This window comes from Mesorhizobium sp. P2_B11, assembly GCF_056404855.1.
Map to the genome: position 1 here is coordinate 778649 of NZ_JBFUDF010000003.1, position 13834 is coordinate 792482.

Annotated in this window: 17 protein-coding genes; 11 read left to right on the plus strand and 6 right to left on the minus strand. The window is 62.1% G+C overall.

Features of this window, described 5'->3' with window-relative positions:
* The first annotated feature begins 108 nt into the window (after positions 1–108).
* The 3 genes from AC1DYJ_RS12365 to AC1DYJ_RS12375 all read left to right on the plus strand — a co-directional run bounded on the left by AC1DYJ_RS12365 (position 109) and on the right by AC1DYJ_RS12375 (position 1796).
* Positions 109–351, plus strand: a complete 243-nt coding sequence (locus AC1DYJ_RS12365; RefSeq protein ID WP_477281134.1) for a hypothetical protein — start codon at positions 109–111, stop codon at positions 349–351.
* Between the two features lie 85 nt (positions 352–436).
* Positions 437–1672, plus strand: a complete 1236-nt coding sequence (locus AC1DYJ_RS12370) for a DUF6895 family protein (protein ID WP_477281136.1) — start codon at positions 437–439, stop codon at positions 1670–1672.
* Positions 1653–1796 carry a hypothetical protein gene (locus AC1DYJ_RS12375; RefSeq protein ID WP_477281767.1) on the plus strand — a complete coding sequence of 48 codons (144 nt, stop codon included), beginning with the start codon at positions 1653–1655 and terminating at the stop codon, positions 1794–1796. Before AC1DYJ_RS12370 ends, AC1DYJ_RS12375 begins: the two co-directional genes overlap by 20 nt.
* 15 nt (positions 1797–1811) lie before the next feature.
* On the opposite strand, the gene AC1DYJ_RS12380 is transcribed toward AC1DYJ_RS12375, so the two are convergent.
* The 3 genes from AC1DYJ_RS12380 to folE all read right to left on the minus strand — a co-directional run bounded on the left by AC1DYJ_RS12380 (position 1812) and on the right by folE (position 3996).
* Positions 1812–2783 carry a patatin family protein gene (locus AC1DYJ_RS12380; RefSeq protein ID WP_477281138.1) on the minus strand — a complete coding sequence of 324 codons (972 nt, stop codon included), beginning with the start codon at positions 2781–2783 and terminating at the stop codon, positions 1812–1814.
* A gap of 84 nt (positions 2784–2867) precedes the next feature.
* Positions 2868–3326: a phosphoribosyl-AMP cyclohydrolase gene (gene hisI / locus AC1DYJ_RS12385; RefSeq protein WP_477281140.1), complete on the minus strand. Its 459-nt coding sequence runs from the start codon at positions 3324–3326 to the stop codon at positions 2868–2870.
* Positions 3327–3360: 34 nt separating this feature from the next.
* Entirely contained in the window at positions 3361–3996 is a 636-nt protein-coding gene (gene folE, locus AC1DYJ_RS12390) for a GTP cyclohydrolase I FolE (protein WP_477281141.1), read from the minus strand.
* A 240-nt stretch (positions 3997–4236) separates the two neighbouring features.
* Between folE and AC1DYJ_RS12395 the strand changes: the two genes are divergently transcribed.
* Both AC1DYJ_RS12395 and AC1DYJ_RS12400 read left to right on the plus strand, forming a co-directional pair.
* Entirely contained in the window at positions 4237–4683 is a 447-nt protein-coding gene (locus tag AC1DYJ_RS12395) for an iron-sulfur cluster assembly scaffold protein (protein ID WP_477281143.1), read from the plus strand.
* The gene (locus AC1DYJ_RS12400; protein WP_477281145.1) at positions 4680–5138 is read left to right on the plus strand and encodes a cell envelope integrity TolA family protein; all 459 of its coding nucleotides are present in this window, start codon (positions 4680–4682) and stop codon (positions 5136–5138) included. Before AC1DYJ_RS12395 ends, AC1DYJ_RS12400 begins: the two co-directional genes overlap by 4 nt.
* Here AC1DYJ_RS12400 and AC1DYJ_RS12405 read toward each other — a convergent pair.
* Positions 5135–6064, minus strand: a complete 930-nt coding sequence (locus tag AC1DYJ_RS12405) for a LysR substrate-binding domain-containing protein (RefSeq protein ID WP_477281147.1) — start codon at positions 6062–6064, stop codon at positions 5135–5137. The two genes, AC1DYJ_RS12400 and AC1DYJ_RS12405, sit on opposite strands and share 4 nt — an antisense overlap.
* Positions 6065–6156: 92 nt before the next feature.
* On the opposite strand from AC1DYJ_RS12405, the gene AC1DYJ_RS12410 reads away from it, so the two are divergent.
* The 3 genes from AC1DYJ_RS12410 to blaOXA all read left to right on the plus strand — a co-directional run bounded on the left by AC1DYJ_RS12410 (position 6157) and on the right by blaOXA (position 7767).
* Positions 6157–6315, plus strand: a complete 159-nt coding sequence (locus AC1DYJ_RS12410) for a hypothetical protein (protein WP_477281149.1) — start codon at positions 6157–6159, stop codon at positions 6313–6315.
* A 123-nt stretch (positions 6316–6438) separates the two neighbouring features.
* Positions 6439–6807 carry a membrane protein insertion efficiency factor YidD gene (gene yidD / locus AC1DYJ_RS12415; RefSeq protein WP_477281151.1) on the plus strand — a complete coding sequence of 123 codons (369 nt, stop codon included), beginning with the start codon at positions 6439–6441 and terminating at the stop codon, positions 6805–6807.
* A gap of 144 nt (positions 6808–6951) precedes the next feature.
* Positions 6952–7767: a class D beta-lactamase gene (gene blaOXA, locus AC1DYJ_RS12420; protein ID WP_477281153.1), complete on the plus strand. Its 816-nt coding sequence runs from the start codon at positions 6952–6954 to the stop codon at positions 7765–7767.
* A gap of 13 nt (positions 7768–7780) precedes the next feature.
* Here the strand turns inward: blaOXA and AC1DYJ_RS12425 are convergent, their stop codons facing one another.
* Positions 7781–8617: an SAM-dependent methyltransferase gene (locus AC1DYJ_RS12425; RefSeq protein ID WP_477281155.1), complete on the minus strand. Its 837-nt coding sequence runs from the start codon at positions 8615–8617 to the stop codon at positions 7781–7783.
* Positions 8618–8822: 205 nt separating this feature from the next.
* Here AC1DYJ_RS12425 and thrS point away from each other — a divergent pair, with 205 nt between their 5' ends.
* Both thrS and AC1DYJ_RS12435 read left to right on the plus strand, forming a co-directional pair.
* Positions 8823–10796, plus strand: coding sequence for a threonine--tRNA ligase (gene thrS / locus AC1DYJ_RS12430; protein WP_477281156.1), 1974 nt, complete (start codon positions 8823–8825; stop codon positions 10794–10796).
* Between the two features lie 84 nt (positions 10797–10880).
* On the plus strand, positions 10881–11822 hold the full coding sequence (locus AC1DYJ_RS12435; protein ID WP_477281158.1) for a lysophospholipid acyltransferase family protein: 942 nt from the start codon (positions 10881–10883) through the stop codon (positions 11820–11822).
* A 43-nt stretch (positions 11823–11865) separates the two neighbouring features.
* On the opposite strand, the gene AC1DYJ_RS12440 is transcribed toward AC1DYJ_RS12435, so the two are convergent.
* On the minus strand, positions 11866–12828 hold the full coding sequence (locus AC1DYJ_RS12440; RefSeq protein ID WP_477281160.1) for a hypothetical protein: 963 nt from the start codon (positions 12826–12828) through the stop codon (positions 11866–11868).
* Positions 12829–13105: 277 nt separating this feature from the next.
* Between AC1DYJ_RS12440 and AC1DYJ_RS12445 the strand changes: the two genes are divergently transcribed.
* Positions 13106–13690: a nitroreductase family protein gene (locus AC1DYJ_RS12445; protein ID WP_477281162.1), complete on the plus strand. Its 585-nt coding sequence runs from the start codon at positions 13106–13108 to the stop codon at positions 13688–13690.
* The last annotated feature ends 144 nt before the right edge of the window (positions 13691–13834 follow it).

Consider the following 13834-nt stretch of genomic DNA (forward strand, 5'->3'; position numbering starts at 1 on the left):
AAGTAAAAATGACGCCACATGTTGGGGCCTCTAGACTCGCTCGGTTCGCAAGCGTAGAATTTTTGGCGCGAATGCTGATCTATTTGTTTGTTTTGATGGAGGTTGGAAATGCCTGTAATCAGACATGAAGAAATTGTATCAAAGTTTATTTCTTCCAAGGCTGTCGACTTCGGGGCGTTGGGCAAATTTGTAGCCGAGCACGGAGCCAGCATTGCCGCATCCGGCAGCGGGGACTATGGGGTCCGCTTTGGGCACTACAACATTCTTGCCTGTTTCAACATCGGCCCAATAGATGGCGCCCTGGAAAAGAGACTCAGTGGGCGTGGAATCGCCGCAGAGGTTATCGGCTGAGGTCGGAACTTCGAATCTGGCACAGGGCATGCTCTCTCGCCGCGACTTCTGCTGCGAAGCATGTGAGTAAGCGCCCGGACATTCCATGTTGACTCGGGATGATCTAGAGCGCCGGTTGTCGCTCGCGTTAAAGATTGCGAAGCGGGCAATTGGCGCTCTCGGTTCAGACGGTTACCGCGACGAGGCGGCGCTCGAAGACAGCTTCGGTCCCGACAAGCCGCTTGCCGAAACCGCGATGTTTCTGTACGCGGCTCGCGCGGTCACAGGGTCGGCGCGGCTGGACAGCCAGGTCGATGAGCTTTTGCGTGATTTGGCATTGCTGGCGAGAGCGGATCGCACGGCATTTGCAATCGCACTGTACCCGACTATCTGCTTTCAGTTGGGGATGCCGCATATCTTGCTCACCCAACTCGGACTTAAAGATGCACGCTTCGATTGCCTGCTGGCCTTGAGCGCTGAAGCCTTGGCACATCGGGGCAGGGAAGTAGTACCCCATCGCGCACTGGAAGGACTGTGGCTTCGATCATTGTGGAGCCAGACGCCCCCGGGTCCAGAGTTCGATCTTATCGCTGTGAACTCGGTGATGAACAACTCCCTCGACTTATTGTGGGGCAGCCGCGAGGATGCTTACGCCTACACTCACACGTTCATGTATTTCACAGATTTCGGATATGCCAATCGCCAATTGCCTCGCGATCGATTGGAAATTATTGGGGAATCGGAAGGGTTACTTGCGCGAAGTCTTCTTGTCGAAGACTTTGACCTCGCTGCGGAAACGCTGATGATCTGGCCTCTTGTCGCAGCGCCTTGGTCTCCTGCGGCCGCGTTCGGGTTGCGTGTGTTGGCGGAACTTGAAGATCGATTTGGGTTTCTACCCGCTGGCAACGGAGTTCCGGAGAAGTTCGGCCACCTCGAGGGCAACGAGAGAACCAAGTACGCAATCGCCGCCTCATATCACACAGCCTACGTCATGGGCATGCTTTGTGCGCTGTCGTTGCGCCCTGGTAACGCGCCGCCGTCCAGCATTGTCGGCGAGCTCGCGCCGGCGATTTTGATTGAAGAGCTTCTCAGCGCGATCCGCGTCGTGGATACGCCTTGGCAGTCGACGTTCCAGAAGCTCGATCTGTCTGAACAGCGAGCCTTGGCGCCATTTTTGCTGGACATCGCGCTGTTGGAGACGACTCGAAACCACAATGTGGTGGGCGCTGCCAACTTACTCGAAACGGCCTCCCGGCATGGCATCGCCAATACCCTTGTCTGTGCACAGACAGCCGAGCTCCTTCGGCGACTTTCCGTATGCAGTGACAAGCAGTCAAATTAGTGCGTTTGTCTCAGTTCGTCGTCGCTTCGGCAAGACGATCCATGTCGCCGGCTCGCTGTCGGGCAACTACTGGAACGGCAACCGCACAGTGCAGTTTCGCATCACCGATGCGGCAAAGGCCTGATGTCGTCGGATTGGCTTAGGCGAGAACCGTCTGCAGCCGCTTCAATTCGCTGATCTGCGCCATCGTCGCCTGGTAGCCGAGGCTGATCGCCTCGTCGGCGCGGTGGAATTCGGTCAGGCCGATATGGCTGAGTTTGGGCTGCAGCGACATGTCGGGCGGATCGCCGGCTAGCCTGGCGCGCGAAATGCGGTCCTGGATGATGTTGAAGGCTTCGACCATGACGCCGGTGATGCCGAGACGCGTCTGGTGCGCCTGGTGGTCGGGGTCGGCCTGGCCCGGCCGGGGCGCGTCCTTCTCGATGAGCAGTTCGCCGGCGCTGTGCTTGATGACGGCGGCGCGGCCGAACAGATCGTAGTGAAGGTTGACCGCGACGACCAACGGTTGCTCGTAGGCGCGGCAGACCGAGACCGGAACCGGGTTGACCAGCGCGCCGTCGACGAGCACACGGCCGTTGCAATTCACCGGCTCGAACACGCCGGGCAACGCATAGGAAGCGCGCATGGCGGTGATCAGCGAACCGCTCGACAGCCAGATCTCATGGCCGGTGCGGATCTCGGCGCCAACGGCGACGAAGGGTTTGGTCAGGTCCTCGAAGCGGATGCCGACCATGTGTTCGCGCAGCCTGGCGTCCAGTTTCATGCCGCCAAACAGGCCGCTGCCGCGCAGATTGAGATCGAGCAGGCCGAAGATGCGGCGCTTGGTCAGGCTGCGGGCGAATTCCTCGAGCTCGTCCAGCTTGCCGGCGAGATAGCAGCCGCCGACCAGCGCACCGATCGAAGTGCCGGCGATCATCGAGACTTCGATGCCAGCCTCATCCAGCGCGCGCAGCACGCCGATATGCGCCCAGCCGCGAGCGCAGCCGCCGCCCAGTGCGAGTGAAATGCCTGTCTTGCCCGCGGGTTGCGGGTCAGGCACGCCACCGGACGATGAGGGGCCATTGGCCTCCCGCACGTCTGGTCTGCTGCGCAATGACGCCCATTCGAGCATCATGATCTCCCATGTCCCACGTCCGTTCTAAAGGAAGGACGTTTGAAAATAGTGAATATGAGTGGTTTGCGACTGTCGAATGGTTCACGCAGGCTTCCGATACGTTTTTTCCGCATCGAACAGCGGTTTGCTGCCACCGTCGGCAAGCGTCGCCTTGCCGTCGTTCAACCCCACCGTCCGATAAAAGCATGAACGCCGGCCCGTGTGACAGGTTGCGTCGTGGCCCAACACTTTCACGCGAAGCCATAAGGCGTCCTGGTCGCAGTCGGTGCGGATCTCGACGACATGCTGGAAATTGCCGGAGGTTTCGCCCTTTTTCCAAAGTGCGTTGCGCGAGCGCGACCAGTAATGGGCAATGCCGGTTTCCAGCGTCAGCGCCAGAGCCTCCGTGTTCATGTGCGCGACCATCAGCAGGATGCCATCTTCGGCATCGGTGACGACGACGGTGACGAGACCGCTGGCGTCGAAGCGCGGTGAAAACACCGCGCCTTCTTCCAGCGCCTTCTTGTCCGATGAAGCCTTGGGAAATGTTAGTGCCGACATCGCCGGTCCTTGATCTAGCGATGCCGGCGGGGGCTTAGACACCCAGGCCGCGCACCATGGTGACGAAACGGACCTGTTCCTCAGGCGTGTCCTTGAACACGCCGGTGAAGGTCGAGGTCAGCGTGGTGGAGCCCTGCTTGCGGATGCCGCGCATGGCCATGCACATATGCTCGGCCTCGATCATGACGGCGACGCCGCGCGGGTTGAGCACGTCCTGGATGACGCCGGCGATCTGCGCGGTCATGGCTTCTTGCGTCTGCAGGCGATGGGCGAAGATATCAACGACGCGCGCGATCTTGGACAGGCCGACAACCTTGCCGTCCGGCAGATAGCCGACATGTGCCTTGCCGATAATCGGCACCATGTGGTGCTCGCAATGCGAATGGAACTGGATATCCCTGACGATGACGAGATCGTCATAGCCGGCGACTTCCTCGAAGGTGCGGCCGAGTTCTTCGGCCGGGCACATGTCGTAGCCGTTGAACATTTCGAGATAGGCCTTGGTCACACGCTTCGGCGTGTCGATCAGGCCCTCGCGGTTCGGATTGTCGCCGGTCCAGCGCAACAGCGTGCGCACGGCGGCCTCGACTTCCGCCTCGCTCGGCCTGTCGGTAACCGGCTTCTCCAGATAGTCGGAAGGAGGCATGATTTTCTTGATGACGGCATCCATAAAGGCGTCTCCCGTAGTTCCTCTCTCAGGAGGAACGAGTTGAACGGACCACGACCTTTCGGGTGCTGAAAACTCGCCTGTTTCCAGCCCGTAAGCGGCGTGAACGAAATGGGCATGAACAGTGGCTTTGCGTTGCCTTGTCGATACCCGACTGCGAGCATTATATATGGTCGTGCCCAGCGAATGAAAGACGCCATAGCGGCAATCGCTGTTCGCTGGGCGGCGACGGATTGGAAAAATATGATTGACGACGTCTACAATGCGAAAATTCTGGGTTTTGCCGGAAACATCGCACGCATCGGCCGGCTCGATCATCCGGATGCGACGGCACGCGCCCATTCCAAATTGTGCGGCTCGACAGTGACCGTCGACCTCAAGATGGGTGACGGCGTCGTCACCGATTTCGCCCATGACGTAAAAGCCTGCGCGCTTGGCCAGGCCTCGTCCTCGATCATGGCTCAGCATGTCATCGGCGCCAGCGCCGACGAATTGCGGGCGGTGCGCGACACCATGCTGAAGATGCTCAAGGAAAACGGGGCGCCGCCAGAAGGCCGCTTTGCCGACTTGAAATATCTGGAGCCCGTGCGCGACTACAAGGCGCGCCATGCCTCGACCATGCTGACCTTCGATGCGGTCGTCGACGCCATCGGCCAGATCGAGAAGAAACGCGCCGAAGAAGCCGCGTGACCTTGCTATTTAGCCGCCAGAACCTGGTGTTTGCCGCGAGCCTTGTCGGTTCACTTGCGCTGGGAAGCGGCGTGAGCCGGGCGGACGTGGCCGTAGAGCGCGATGTCGGCGACTATCTCAAGAAGGCAATTCAGGTCTGCTGGAGCATACCTGTGAACACCCGCAGCACTGCCCGCGTCCAGATCAGCCTGAACAAGGACGGGTCGCTTGCTGGGCCGCCAAAAATCCTCGGTCCCGCGACACCGCCGCCGGACAAGGTTGCCGAGTCCGCCATCCGGGCCATCACGCGCTGCGCGCCGTTTCCCGGGCTGACATCCTATGCGGCCCACTATGATCTGTGGCGTGATGTCGTCCTCACATTCGACCCGGGAGAGAACACGTCGGACAAGCCCCTGGGCATCGATGCGAACGAGCTTGACCAACTCCTCGACAAATACGGCAAGAAGCCAGACTAGCCGGAGGCTCCAGCCTTCGCTTCCTGCGCCCGTCTGCTTTCGGCAAATTCGCTTCTCACCCAATCGGCGAAAGCCTTGGCTGGCTCCGGCAGGTCCTTCAAACTCCTGGCGACCAGCCAGTAGGCGCCGGATGCGACGTCGATGTCGAACGGCTTGATCAGCGCGCCGGACGCAATTTCCTCGCCGATCTGCAAAAGGTCACCCAGCGCCACGCCGTGGCCGAGCAGGGCCGCCTGCTTCGACAGCGACACGTCCGCCAGCATCGGGCCGCGCGCCGGAATGGCGTCGGCGGCCACACCGGCTGCCTCGAACCAGCGCGCCCAGCCTTGACGGTTTTCCTCGTGCAACAGCGTGTAGCGGGCAAGGTCGAGCGGCTTGTCCAAGGCGGGGCCCGACGCCAGCAAGGCCGGCGACAGCACCGGGGAATCGACGGTGGATGCTAGCCATTCGGCCTCGCTGCGCGGCCATGAGGTTGCGCGTGCGCTGAAGCGCAAGGCGAGTTCAGGCTGATCGCTGCGAAACTCGATCGGCCTTGGGTCGACTTCGAGGGAGACGTCGATGTCGGGCCGTAGCTTGCTGAAGCGGTTGAGCCGCGGCAACAGCCATACCGAGGCCAGCGATGGCTCGACGCTGACGCGGACCACCGACTGCGCCGGAGCGGCCACCAGGTCCGAAAGCAGCCTGTCGATGTCGTCGAAGCTTCTGACCAGCTGATCGAGCAGGCGCTGGCCGGCCTCGGTCAGTTCGACGCGGCGATGATGGCGGTGGAACAAGGGCCGGCGCAGGAACTGCTCGAGTTCGCGGATCTGCCGGCTGATCGCGGCCTGCGAGACGAACAGCTCCTCGGCGGCCCGGCTGAAACTCAGTTGCCGGCCGGCCGCCTCGAAACTCCGCAACGCCGTCAGGGGCAGCCGTCCGCGCTTCATTCGCATAACCCAAAGTTATCCGAAGCGGAAATTATACTCGTTTGAAGGCGAAGGCCAGTGGGCGTCTAATCGCTCTCAAAGGAGACACGGACATGATCCAGTTTCTGGAAATCTTTGGCGATGTGATGCGGATCGCGACGTTTCAATGGCGTGACGACAGGCGGCATCATGCCCCGTGCATTGAGGAAAGGCCGGCCGGCCGCTGGGCAAAGCCAACCGAGCGGCATCCCTTTCGCCGCGCGCGACCCTGAAGCCAGGAAAGAGGCGAGTGAGTGAATGGGATTGCGTTTGCCAGCCGAAGCCCACATCTATCGGCCTGGAAACGCAAGCTGACCCGGAGCCGGTTTCGGGGTCACGTTCGGAAAGAGACAGCGGTGGGCGACCAACATCGGCATGTACATGCCGCCGGGCAGACCCAGCGCGGGCGCAACTGGCCCGGTCCATGGCGCAAGACGCCCGGCCGCATTCTCGGCACGTCGCTGGTGCGGCTGTACCAGCTGACGCTGTCCGGCTTCGTCGGCAATACCTGCCGGCATCTGCCGACCTGTTCCGAATACGCGCATGAGGCGATTGCCCGCCATGGCCTGTGGGCCGGCGGCTGGATGGGCCTGTTCCGCGTGCTGCGCTGCGGGCCGTTCGGCACGCATGGCATAGACCGTGTGCCGGAGGTGCTCGCTTCGCGCTATGTCTGGTTCACACCCTGGCGGTATTGGCGGATCGGCAAGAAGCGCAGCGAGGCCTGACGGCGCCGATTCAAATCGCCAACGCCGCATTTCTTTACGATCCGGTAGGGTTAACAACAGCCTGCACAAAGACTGCGCATTTGAGTCAAAATCGAGCCAAGACGCTTCGCTAAGCGCCTTCTGTCATTCCCCAGGAGAGCTCACATGCGTCGGATCGAAACCCATCCCTTCATTATTGCCGCGGTCCTGTTCCTGCTGGCCTGGTTTCTGGGGTTTCCGATGCGCGCGCAATCGGCGCCGCTTGGCGATGTCGAATGCACGCTGATCCAGGACGCGGCGAGCGGCGAGACGCTCTATCAGAATGGCGTCTGCGACCAGCGCGTCAGCCCGGCGTCGACCTTCAAGGTGCCGCTGGCGCTGATCGGATACGACAGCGGCATCCTGAGTGACGCGCATACGCCGAGCTGGGATTACAAGCCCGAGTTCAAGGCGGTGAAGCGCGACCACAAGACCGTCGACCCGACGATCTGGGAGCGCGACTCGATCGTCTGGTATTCGCGCGAGATCGTGCGCCGGCTGGGAAGCGAGAAGTTTGCCGGTTATGTTTCAAAGTTTGGCTACGGCAACATGGATGTCTCGGGAGATGCCGGCAAGGACAACGGGCTCACGCAATCTTGGATAAATTCTTCGCTTGAGATATCGCCGGTCGAACAGACCGCCTTCCTGCGCCAGCTGGTTGCCGACAAAATGCCGGTTTCTGCCAAGGCGCATGAGATGACCAGGGCGGTCCTGCCAAGTTTTAAGGCCGGTGACTGGACGGTGCAGGGCAAGACCGGCAGCACCAGGCTCGGCAACAGCAAGGACAAGCGCTCGCTCGGCTGGTTCGTCGGCTGGGCCGAAAAGGGCGGACGCAGGATCGTCTTTGCCCGGCTGGTCGTCGATACCAAGCCGGTCGACACGCCGAAAGGCCCGGCGACACGCGCGGCTTTCCTGAAGGATTTGCCGCAGCTGGTGAAGTGACCTTGCTTGGACTTCAAGCGCTCCGGCGGGCACGGATGAGATGGCCGCCGGAATTGGCAGTCGTTGCGTTCGGCGCCTTGGAAAAGCGGGCGAAGATATCGCTGCTTTCGAGGTCTTCGAGCTCATCGAAGCCGAGTTCGCGCAGGGATTGCGCCAGTGCGCCGGGAACGAAGAAGCTGATCCAAGGCTCGCCGACAGCGGCAACGCGAGCCGCATAGAAGGAGAGTGCCGCCTGTCCCGCCGCATTGCGGTGCTCAGCCGGCTCGCTGTAGTCGAAGACGACCTCGGCGCCGGCAGTACCCGCGATCCAGGAGAGCGTGCTGAAGATCGCGTCCTGGGTCAGGTACGGAACAACCCCAAGCCAGATGAAAAAACTCGGCTCGGCCGATCTTAGACCGGCCGATGCCAGCTCATCCGCCAGGCGCTGGCGCTCGAAATTGACCGGCACGAAAGTTGTGGCCGGCGGTTCGGCAAGGCCGGCAGCGGCAAGGCATTTGCGTTTCCAGGCCTGCGTTGCCGGGTGATCGACTTCGAACACCGCGAGCTCCGGATACGGATTGCGCAGCGAAAAAGTGTCGAGGCCGGCGCCGAGCACCACCGCTTGCCGGACGCCCCGTCGTACCGCTGCCGCCAGCCAGTCTTCGGCGAGACGGGCACGCGCGGCAACGAACAGGCGCATGCGCCGGCCATGCTCGTCTTCCTGCTCGAGCTCCTGCGCGGTCGGCGCTGCATCGCCCAGAATCGCGCTCGCATAGGGGTCGCGAAACAGCGCCGCCTGCGGTGAAAACTGGTGGAGAGCCCGCAGGCGTGCGACGCGCAGGGCGGTTCGGCTGGGTTTTGCGTCTTCCATGCAGACAATTCGAGTTTATGTCGGGGGAATTCGCAAGTCTTCGCGACCACACTGCGACATCTGTCGCGCCATTTCCTGACGGCTGCGCCAATGTCGGCTCTTTACCTGATGCCGCGTGGCCTCTAAAACCCGCCCGCTGCCGGATGCCTCCGGCTTCACACCACGACCACCCGCGCTCGTTTGCGGGACTGGATAGGAGATACAAATGCTGAATTCCGTTTCCCTGACATTTCCCGATGGCTCCGTCCGCGACTACGACGCGGCGATGACCGGTGCTGGCCTCGCCGAATCGATCTCGAAGTCGCTGGCCAAGAAGGCTGTGGCCTATGCCATTGACGGCACCGTGCGCGATCTTTCCGATCCGCTTGGCAAGTCCGGCAAGGTCGAGATCATCACCCGTACCGATCCGCGCGCGCTGGAGCTCATCCGCCACGATGCGGCACACGTGCTTGCGGAAGCCGTGCAGGAACTGTGGCCGGGAACGCAGGTCACCATCGGGCCGGTGATCGAGAACGGATTCTATTACGACTTCGCCCGCAACGAGCCGTTCACGCCGGACGATTTCCCGGTGATCGAAAAGAAGATGCGCGAGATCATTGCGCGCAACAAGCCGTTCACCAAGGAAGTCTGGTCGCGCGACAGAGCGAAAAAGGTCTTTGCCGAGAAGGGCGAGCGCTACAAGCTCGAACTGATCGACGCCATTCCCGAAGACCAGGATCTCAAGATCTATGCCCAGGGCGACTGGTTCGACCTCTGCCGCGGCCCGCACATGGCCTCGACCGGCCAGATCGGCAACGCCTTCAAGCTGATGAAGGTGGCCGGCGCCTATTGGCGCGGCGATTCGAACAACCCGATGCTGACCCGCATCTACGGCACGGCCTGGGCCGAGCAGGCTGAGCTCGATGCCTACCAGACGATGCTGGAGGAAGCGGAGAAGCGCGACCACCGCAAGCTCGGCCGCGAGATGGACCTGTTCCATTTCCAGGAAGAGGGGCCGGGCGTCGTCTTCTGGCACGCCAAGGGCTGGAAGATGTTCCAGAACCTGGTCAACTACATGCGCCGCCGCCTCGACGAGCAAGGCTATCAGGAGGTCAACGCACCGCAGGTTCTGGACAAGAGCCTGTGGGAGACGTCGGGCCACTGGGGCTGGTATCGCGACGCCATGTTCAAGGTGACGGTGGCCGGCGACGACACCGACGACGACCGCGTGTTCGCGCTGAAGCCGATGAACTGTCCGGGCCATGTGCAGATCTTTAAGCATGGGTTGAAATCCTATCGTGATCTACCCGTAAAGCTTGCAGAATTCGGCAATGTGCATCGTTACGAACCGTCCGGGGCGCTGCACGGGCTGATGCGCGTGCGCGGCTTTACGCAGGACGATGCGCATATCTTCTGCACCGAGGATCAGCTCGCCGCCGAGTGCCTGCGCATCAACGACCTGATCCTGTCGACCTATGCCGATTTCGGCTTCGACGAGGTCAGCGTGAAGCTGTCGACGCGGCCGGACAAGCGTGTCGGCACCGACGAGGCCTGGGATCATGCAGAAGCGATCATGAGCGGCGTGCTGGATACGATCCGGACGCGCTCTGGCAACCGCATCAAGACCTCGATCAATCCGGGCGAGGGCGCTTTCTACGGGCCGAAATTCGAATATGTGCTGAAGGACGCCATCGGCCGCGAATGGCAGTGCGGCACCACGCAGGTCGACTTCAACCTGCCGGAGCGTTTTGGCGCCTTCTACATCGGTTCGGATTCGGAAAAGAAGCAGCCGGTGATGGTGCATCGCGCCATTTGCGGCTCGATGGAGCGCTTCCTTGGCATCCTGACCGAGCATTATTCCGGCCATTTCCCGCTGTGGTTCGCACCGCTGCAGGTGGTGGTGGCGACCATCACCTCGGATGCCGACGACTATGCGCGCAAGGTCGTCGCACAGTTGAAGGCGGCGGGGCTTATCGCCGAAGCTGATCTGCGCAACGAGAAGATCAACTACAAGGTCCGCGAGCATTCGCTGGCCAAGGTTCCGGTGATCCTCGTCTGCGGCAAACGCGAGGCGGAGGAGGAGACGGTCAACATCCGCCGGCTCGGCTCCCGCGACCAGGAATCGCTTGGACTTGCCGATGCGCTCAAGTTGCTGTCCGACGAGGCCACTTCGCCCGACCGCAGACGGCGCGCGGCCTGATCCATCGATATCCCTTGGAATGGCGGTGGAGCGATCCACCGCCATTTTCACATGCCTGTCACGCCAACCCTATAACGAGCCCCCATGCTCAAGCTGAAAATGCGGGAAAGACCGTTTCCCGAGCTCTCCTATGCCAATGCGAGCCAGCCGGCGCTGACGCGCTGGTTCATCCATTCCATCGAAGGCCTGTCGGGGCGCGACCGCTATGCCGCGCTCTACGACTTCTGGCGCCGGCAGGTGGCGCCGACGGGCGAACGCGTGTTCAGCCGCATGCTGGAGCTGATCGACGTCAAGGTGCGCAGCGCCGATCAGTGGCCGCCGGCGAAGCTGCCGGACACGCCGCTGGTGATTGTCGCCAACCATCCGTTCGGCATTGGCGACGGCATTGCCGTTTTGTCTCTGGTCGAGCAGCTCGGTCGGCCGTTCCGGGTCATGATTCACAAGGATCTGCTCAAGATCCGCGAGATGGAACCGTACTCGCTGCCGATCGACTTTTCCGAGACCAAGGACGCGGTGAAGAACAACATGGCGGTACGCCACGAGGCGGTGCGGCTGTTGAAAGAGGGCGTCACCATCGTCGTGTTTCCGGCCGGCGGCGTCGCCACCGCGCCGAAAGGCTTTGGCCGGGCGCGCGACCTGCCGTGGAAGATGTTTCCGGCGCGCCTCGTGCAGGATGCCAAGGCATCGGTGGTGCCGATGCATTTTTCCGGCCAGAACGGGCGGCTGTTCCACCTGGTCAGCGGCCCCATGAACATGGCCGAGCGCGACGGGCGAGTGGCGAAATTTGTCGGCAAGGCATCGCTGACGCTGCGCCTTTCAATGCTCATCCGCGAATTCGCGCGGCTGTCCGGCAAGGCGATCGACGTTCGCGTCGGCAATGTGCTGCGCTGGGACGAGCTGGAGCCGCTGCGCGACCGCAAGACCTTGCTCGAGCGTCTGCATCGCGGTGTCTTCGACCTGGCGCCGGCCGCGCAGCCGCGCGGCCGTGTCCATTTCCTGCCGCGCCGCCTGCGCAAGGCAGCCTGACGAAACGGGCGCATCTTCGATTGAGCAGGCAAGACCGGCCGGTTTAGTCGGCGCCTTCTTCAGGATCGATCGCGGACGCCTCGGTGGCCAGGACCTCGATTTCCTGGTTCTGGCCGGCGACGACGGTGAAATCCTTCTGGTAGATGCGATCGCGGTTCTTGGCGATGATGGTGTATTGGCCTTCGGCCAGCACCATCGAGGCAAAGGCGCCGACGGCTTCCTTGATCGGGTCACCGGATTCGTTGAGCAGCGACCAGGAAGTATCGGCGATGGCTTCGCCGCCGGTCTCGCGCACCAGCTTCATGGTCATCTCGGCCGCACGATGTTCGACCGTGGCTTCGGTCAGCTTGCCGGCCTCGACGCGGATGTCGGAGCGAATGACGGCATTCACCGCGCCATAGGTGGAGACGACATGGTAGACGCCGGCGTTGAGCCGCACGACGCTGTTCGGCTCGACATCGGGGATGATCAGAGCGCGGTCGCCATTGGCCTCGGCGGTGCCCTCATAGATGGAAAAGCGCAGCTTTTTGGGCGGAATGCGCACGCCGCCCGACAGCACCGCATCGAGCTTGAGGCCGCCGGCATCGAGCACCAGGCTTTCGCGCTTGGCGTCCTTGCCGACAGTGATGCGCTTGGTGGCGCCGGCGCGTCCGTAGGAAGCGTGCACCAGATAGCTGCCGGGTTCGAGCTGGAACACCGCGGTGCCGCCATGCGCGGAGGCCACCAACGGCAGCTTGCCGTCGCTGGCTGTCTCGGGCTTGAACACGCGCCAGACGATGCCGCGCGTGATGTCGGCGCCCTTGTCGGTCAACTGCGCCGACAGCGTTATTGCGCCGCCGCCACTGAGCGCCAGCGACCTCTCGGTCTTGGGCGATGCATAGCTCGAAATATCGGGGAGTTTCAGATTGGAGATGCCGTCGGCATTCTGTGCCATGGCCATCGAGGCCGGCGCAAACAGCGCTGCGGCGAGCCAAATCAGCAAAAGGCGCAATGTCCCCTCAAACATGCCTTGCGTTGAAGCCCAAGGCGGTGGCAATTTCAAGGCTTAAGAGTCCGATCCGCCTTGGCAGCAGGTTCTTTCGTCCGGCGCGTCCGCGCCAATGCCTTCGAGCCGGATGATTTAAGGTCGAATCGACCTGAAATCATCCGGCTCCAAATCAAAGAAATAGAGCATGATGTCGTCCGAAAACCGCTTCACACTTTTCGGCATCATGCTCTAGCCGCCCCGATCCGCGATGGCGCGCTTCAGCTCAAAATCGAGTGCTTTAGGAGACCAGGCCCCCATGGCGTCGCCGATCATTGACTTCCTGCTGACCCGAAACTCCGCGCCGATTCCTGAATTGAAGGAACCGGCGCCCAGCGATGCCGATATCGCCACCATGATCGCGGCTGCAAGCCGTGTGCCCGATCACGGCCGGCTGGAGCCCTGGCGCTTCATCCTCTATCGCGGCGAAGCGCGCGTCGAGATCGGCAGGAAGCTGGCCGCCCTTGCTGAACAGCGCGAAGGGCCGCTGCCGGAAAACCGCCACAACCAGGAGCTGGCGCGGTTTTCACGCGCGCCGCTGGTGATCGGCGTGGTCTCGGTTCCGAAGGACAACCCGAAGATCCCGCAATGGGAGATGTTCCTGTCCGGCGGCATGGCGGCGATGAACCTGATGATCGCGGCCAACGCGCTGGGCTACGGCACCAACATGATCAGCAACTGGTATTCCGACGTAGCAGAGGGCAGGGCGCTGCTGGGACTGGCGCCGCAGGAACGCGTCATCGGCTTCGTCCATATCGGCTCGTATCAAGGGCCGGCGCCGGAACGGCCGCGACCCGATCCGACAAAGCTCTATGCCGATTATGCCGGGCCGTGGAACGGCTGACTGGTCTGCGAGCAGTCGAAAACCGATTCCTTGCCGGACGCGTGAGGCAGGTTCCGTATTCTGTGGATTCCTGAGCCGTGCACACGCGAAAAGCGATGCCCTTCATCCAAACACACGGTAAGAGGGCGGCTTAGGTCGACGCGC

Excerpts from the sequence above, each read along its gene's own strand:
- AC1DYJ_RS12365 (WP_477281134.1), top strand. The coding sequence starts at position 109 with ATGCCTGTAATCAGACATGAAGAAATTGTATCAAAGTTTATTTCTTCC.
- AC1DYJ_RS12370 (WP_477281136.1), top strand. The coding sequence starts at position 437 with ATGTTGACTCGGGATGATCTAGAGCGCCGGTTGTCGCTCGCGTTAAAG.
- AC1DYJ_RS12380 (WP_477281138.1), bottom strand. The coding sequence starts at position 2,783 with ATGCTCGAATGGGCGTCATTGCGCAGCAGACCAGACGTGCGGGAGGCC.
- hisI (WP_477281140.1), bottom strand. The coding sequence starts at position 3,326 with ATGTCGGCACTAACATTTCCCAAGGCTTCATCGGACAAGAAGGCGCTG.
- folE (WP_477281141.1), bottom strand. The coding sequence starts at position 3,996 with ATGGATGCCGTCATCAAGAAAATCATGCCTCCTTCCGACTATCTGGAG.
- AC1DYJ_RS12395 (WP_477281143.1), top strand. The coding sequence starts at position 4,237 with ATGATTGACGACGTCTACAATGCGAAAATTCTGGGTTTTGCCGGAAAC.
- AC1DYJ_RS12405 (WP_477281147.1), bottom strand. The coding sequence starts at position 6,064 with ATGAAGCGCGGACGGCTGCCCCTGACGGCGTTGCGGAGTTTCGAGGCG.
- AC1DYJ_RS12410 (WP_477281149.1), top strand. The coding sequence starts at position 6,157 with ATGATCCAGTTTCTGGAAATCTTTGGCGATGTGATGCGGATCGCGACG.
- blaOXA (WP_477281153.1), top strand. The coding sequence starts at position 6,952 with ATGCGTCGGATCGAAACCCATCCCTTCATTATTGCCGCGGTCCTGTTC.
- AC1DYJ_RS12425 (WP_477281155.1), bottom strand. The coding sequence starts at position 8,617 with ATGGAAGACGCAAAACCCAGCCGAACCGCCCTGCGCGTCGCACGCCTG.
- thrS (WP_477281156.1), top strand. The coding sequence starts at position 8,823 with ATGCTGAATTCCGTTTCCCTGACATTTCCCGATGGCTCCGTCCGCGAC.
- AC1DYJ_RS12435 (WP_477281158.1), top strand. The coding sequence starts at position 10,881 with ATGCTCAAGCTGAAAATGCGGGAAAGACCGTTTCCCGAGCTCTCCTAT.
- AC1DYJ_RS12440 (WP_477281160.1), bottom strand. The coding sequence starts at position 12,828 with ATGTTTGAGGGGACATTGCGCCTTTTGCTGATTTGGCTCGCCGCAGCG.
- AC1DYJ_RS12445 (WP_477281162.1), top strand. The coding sequence starts at position 13,106 with ATGGCGTCGCCGATCATTGACTTCCTGCTGACCCGAAACTCCGCGCCG.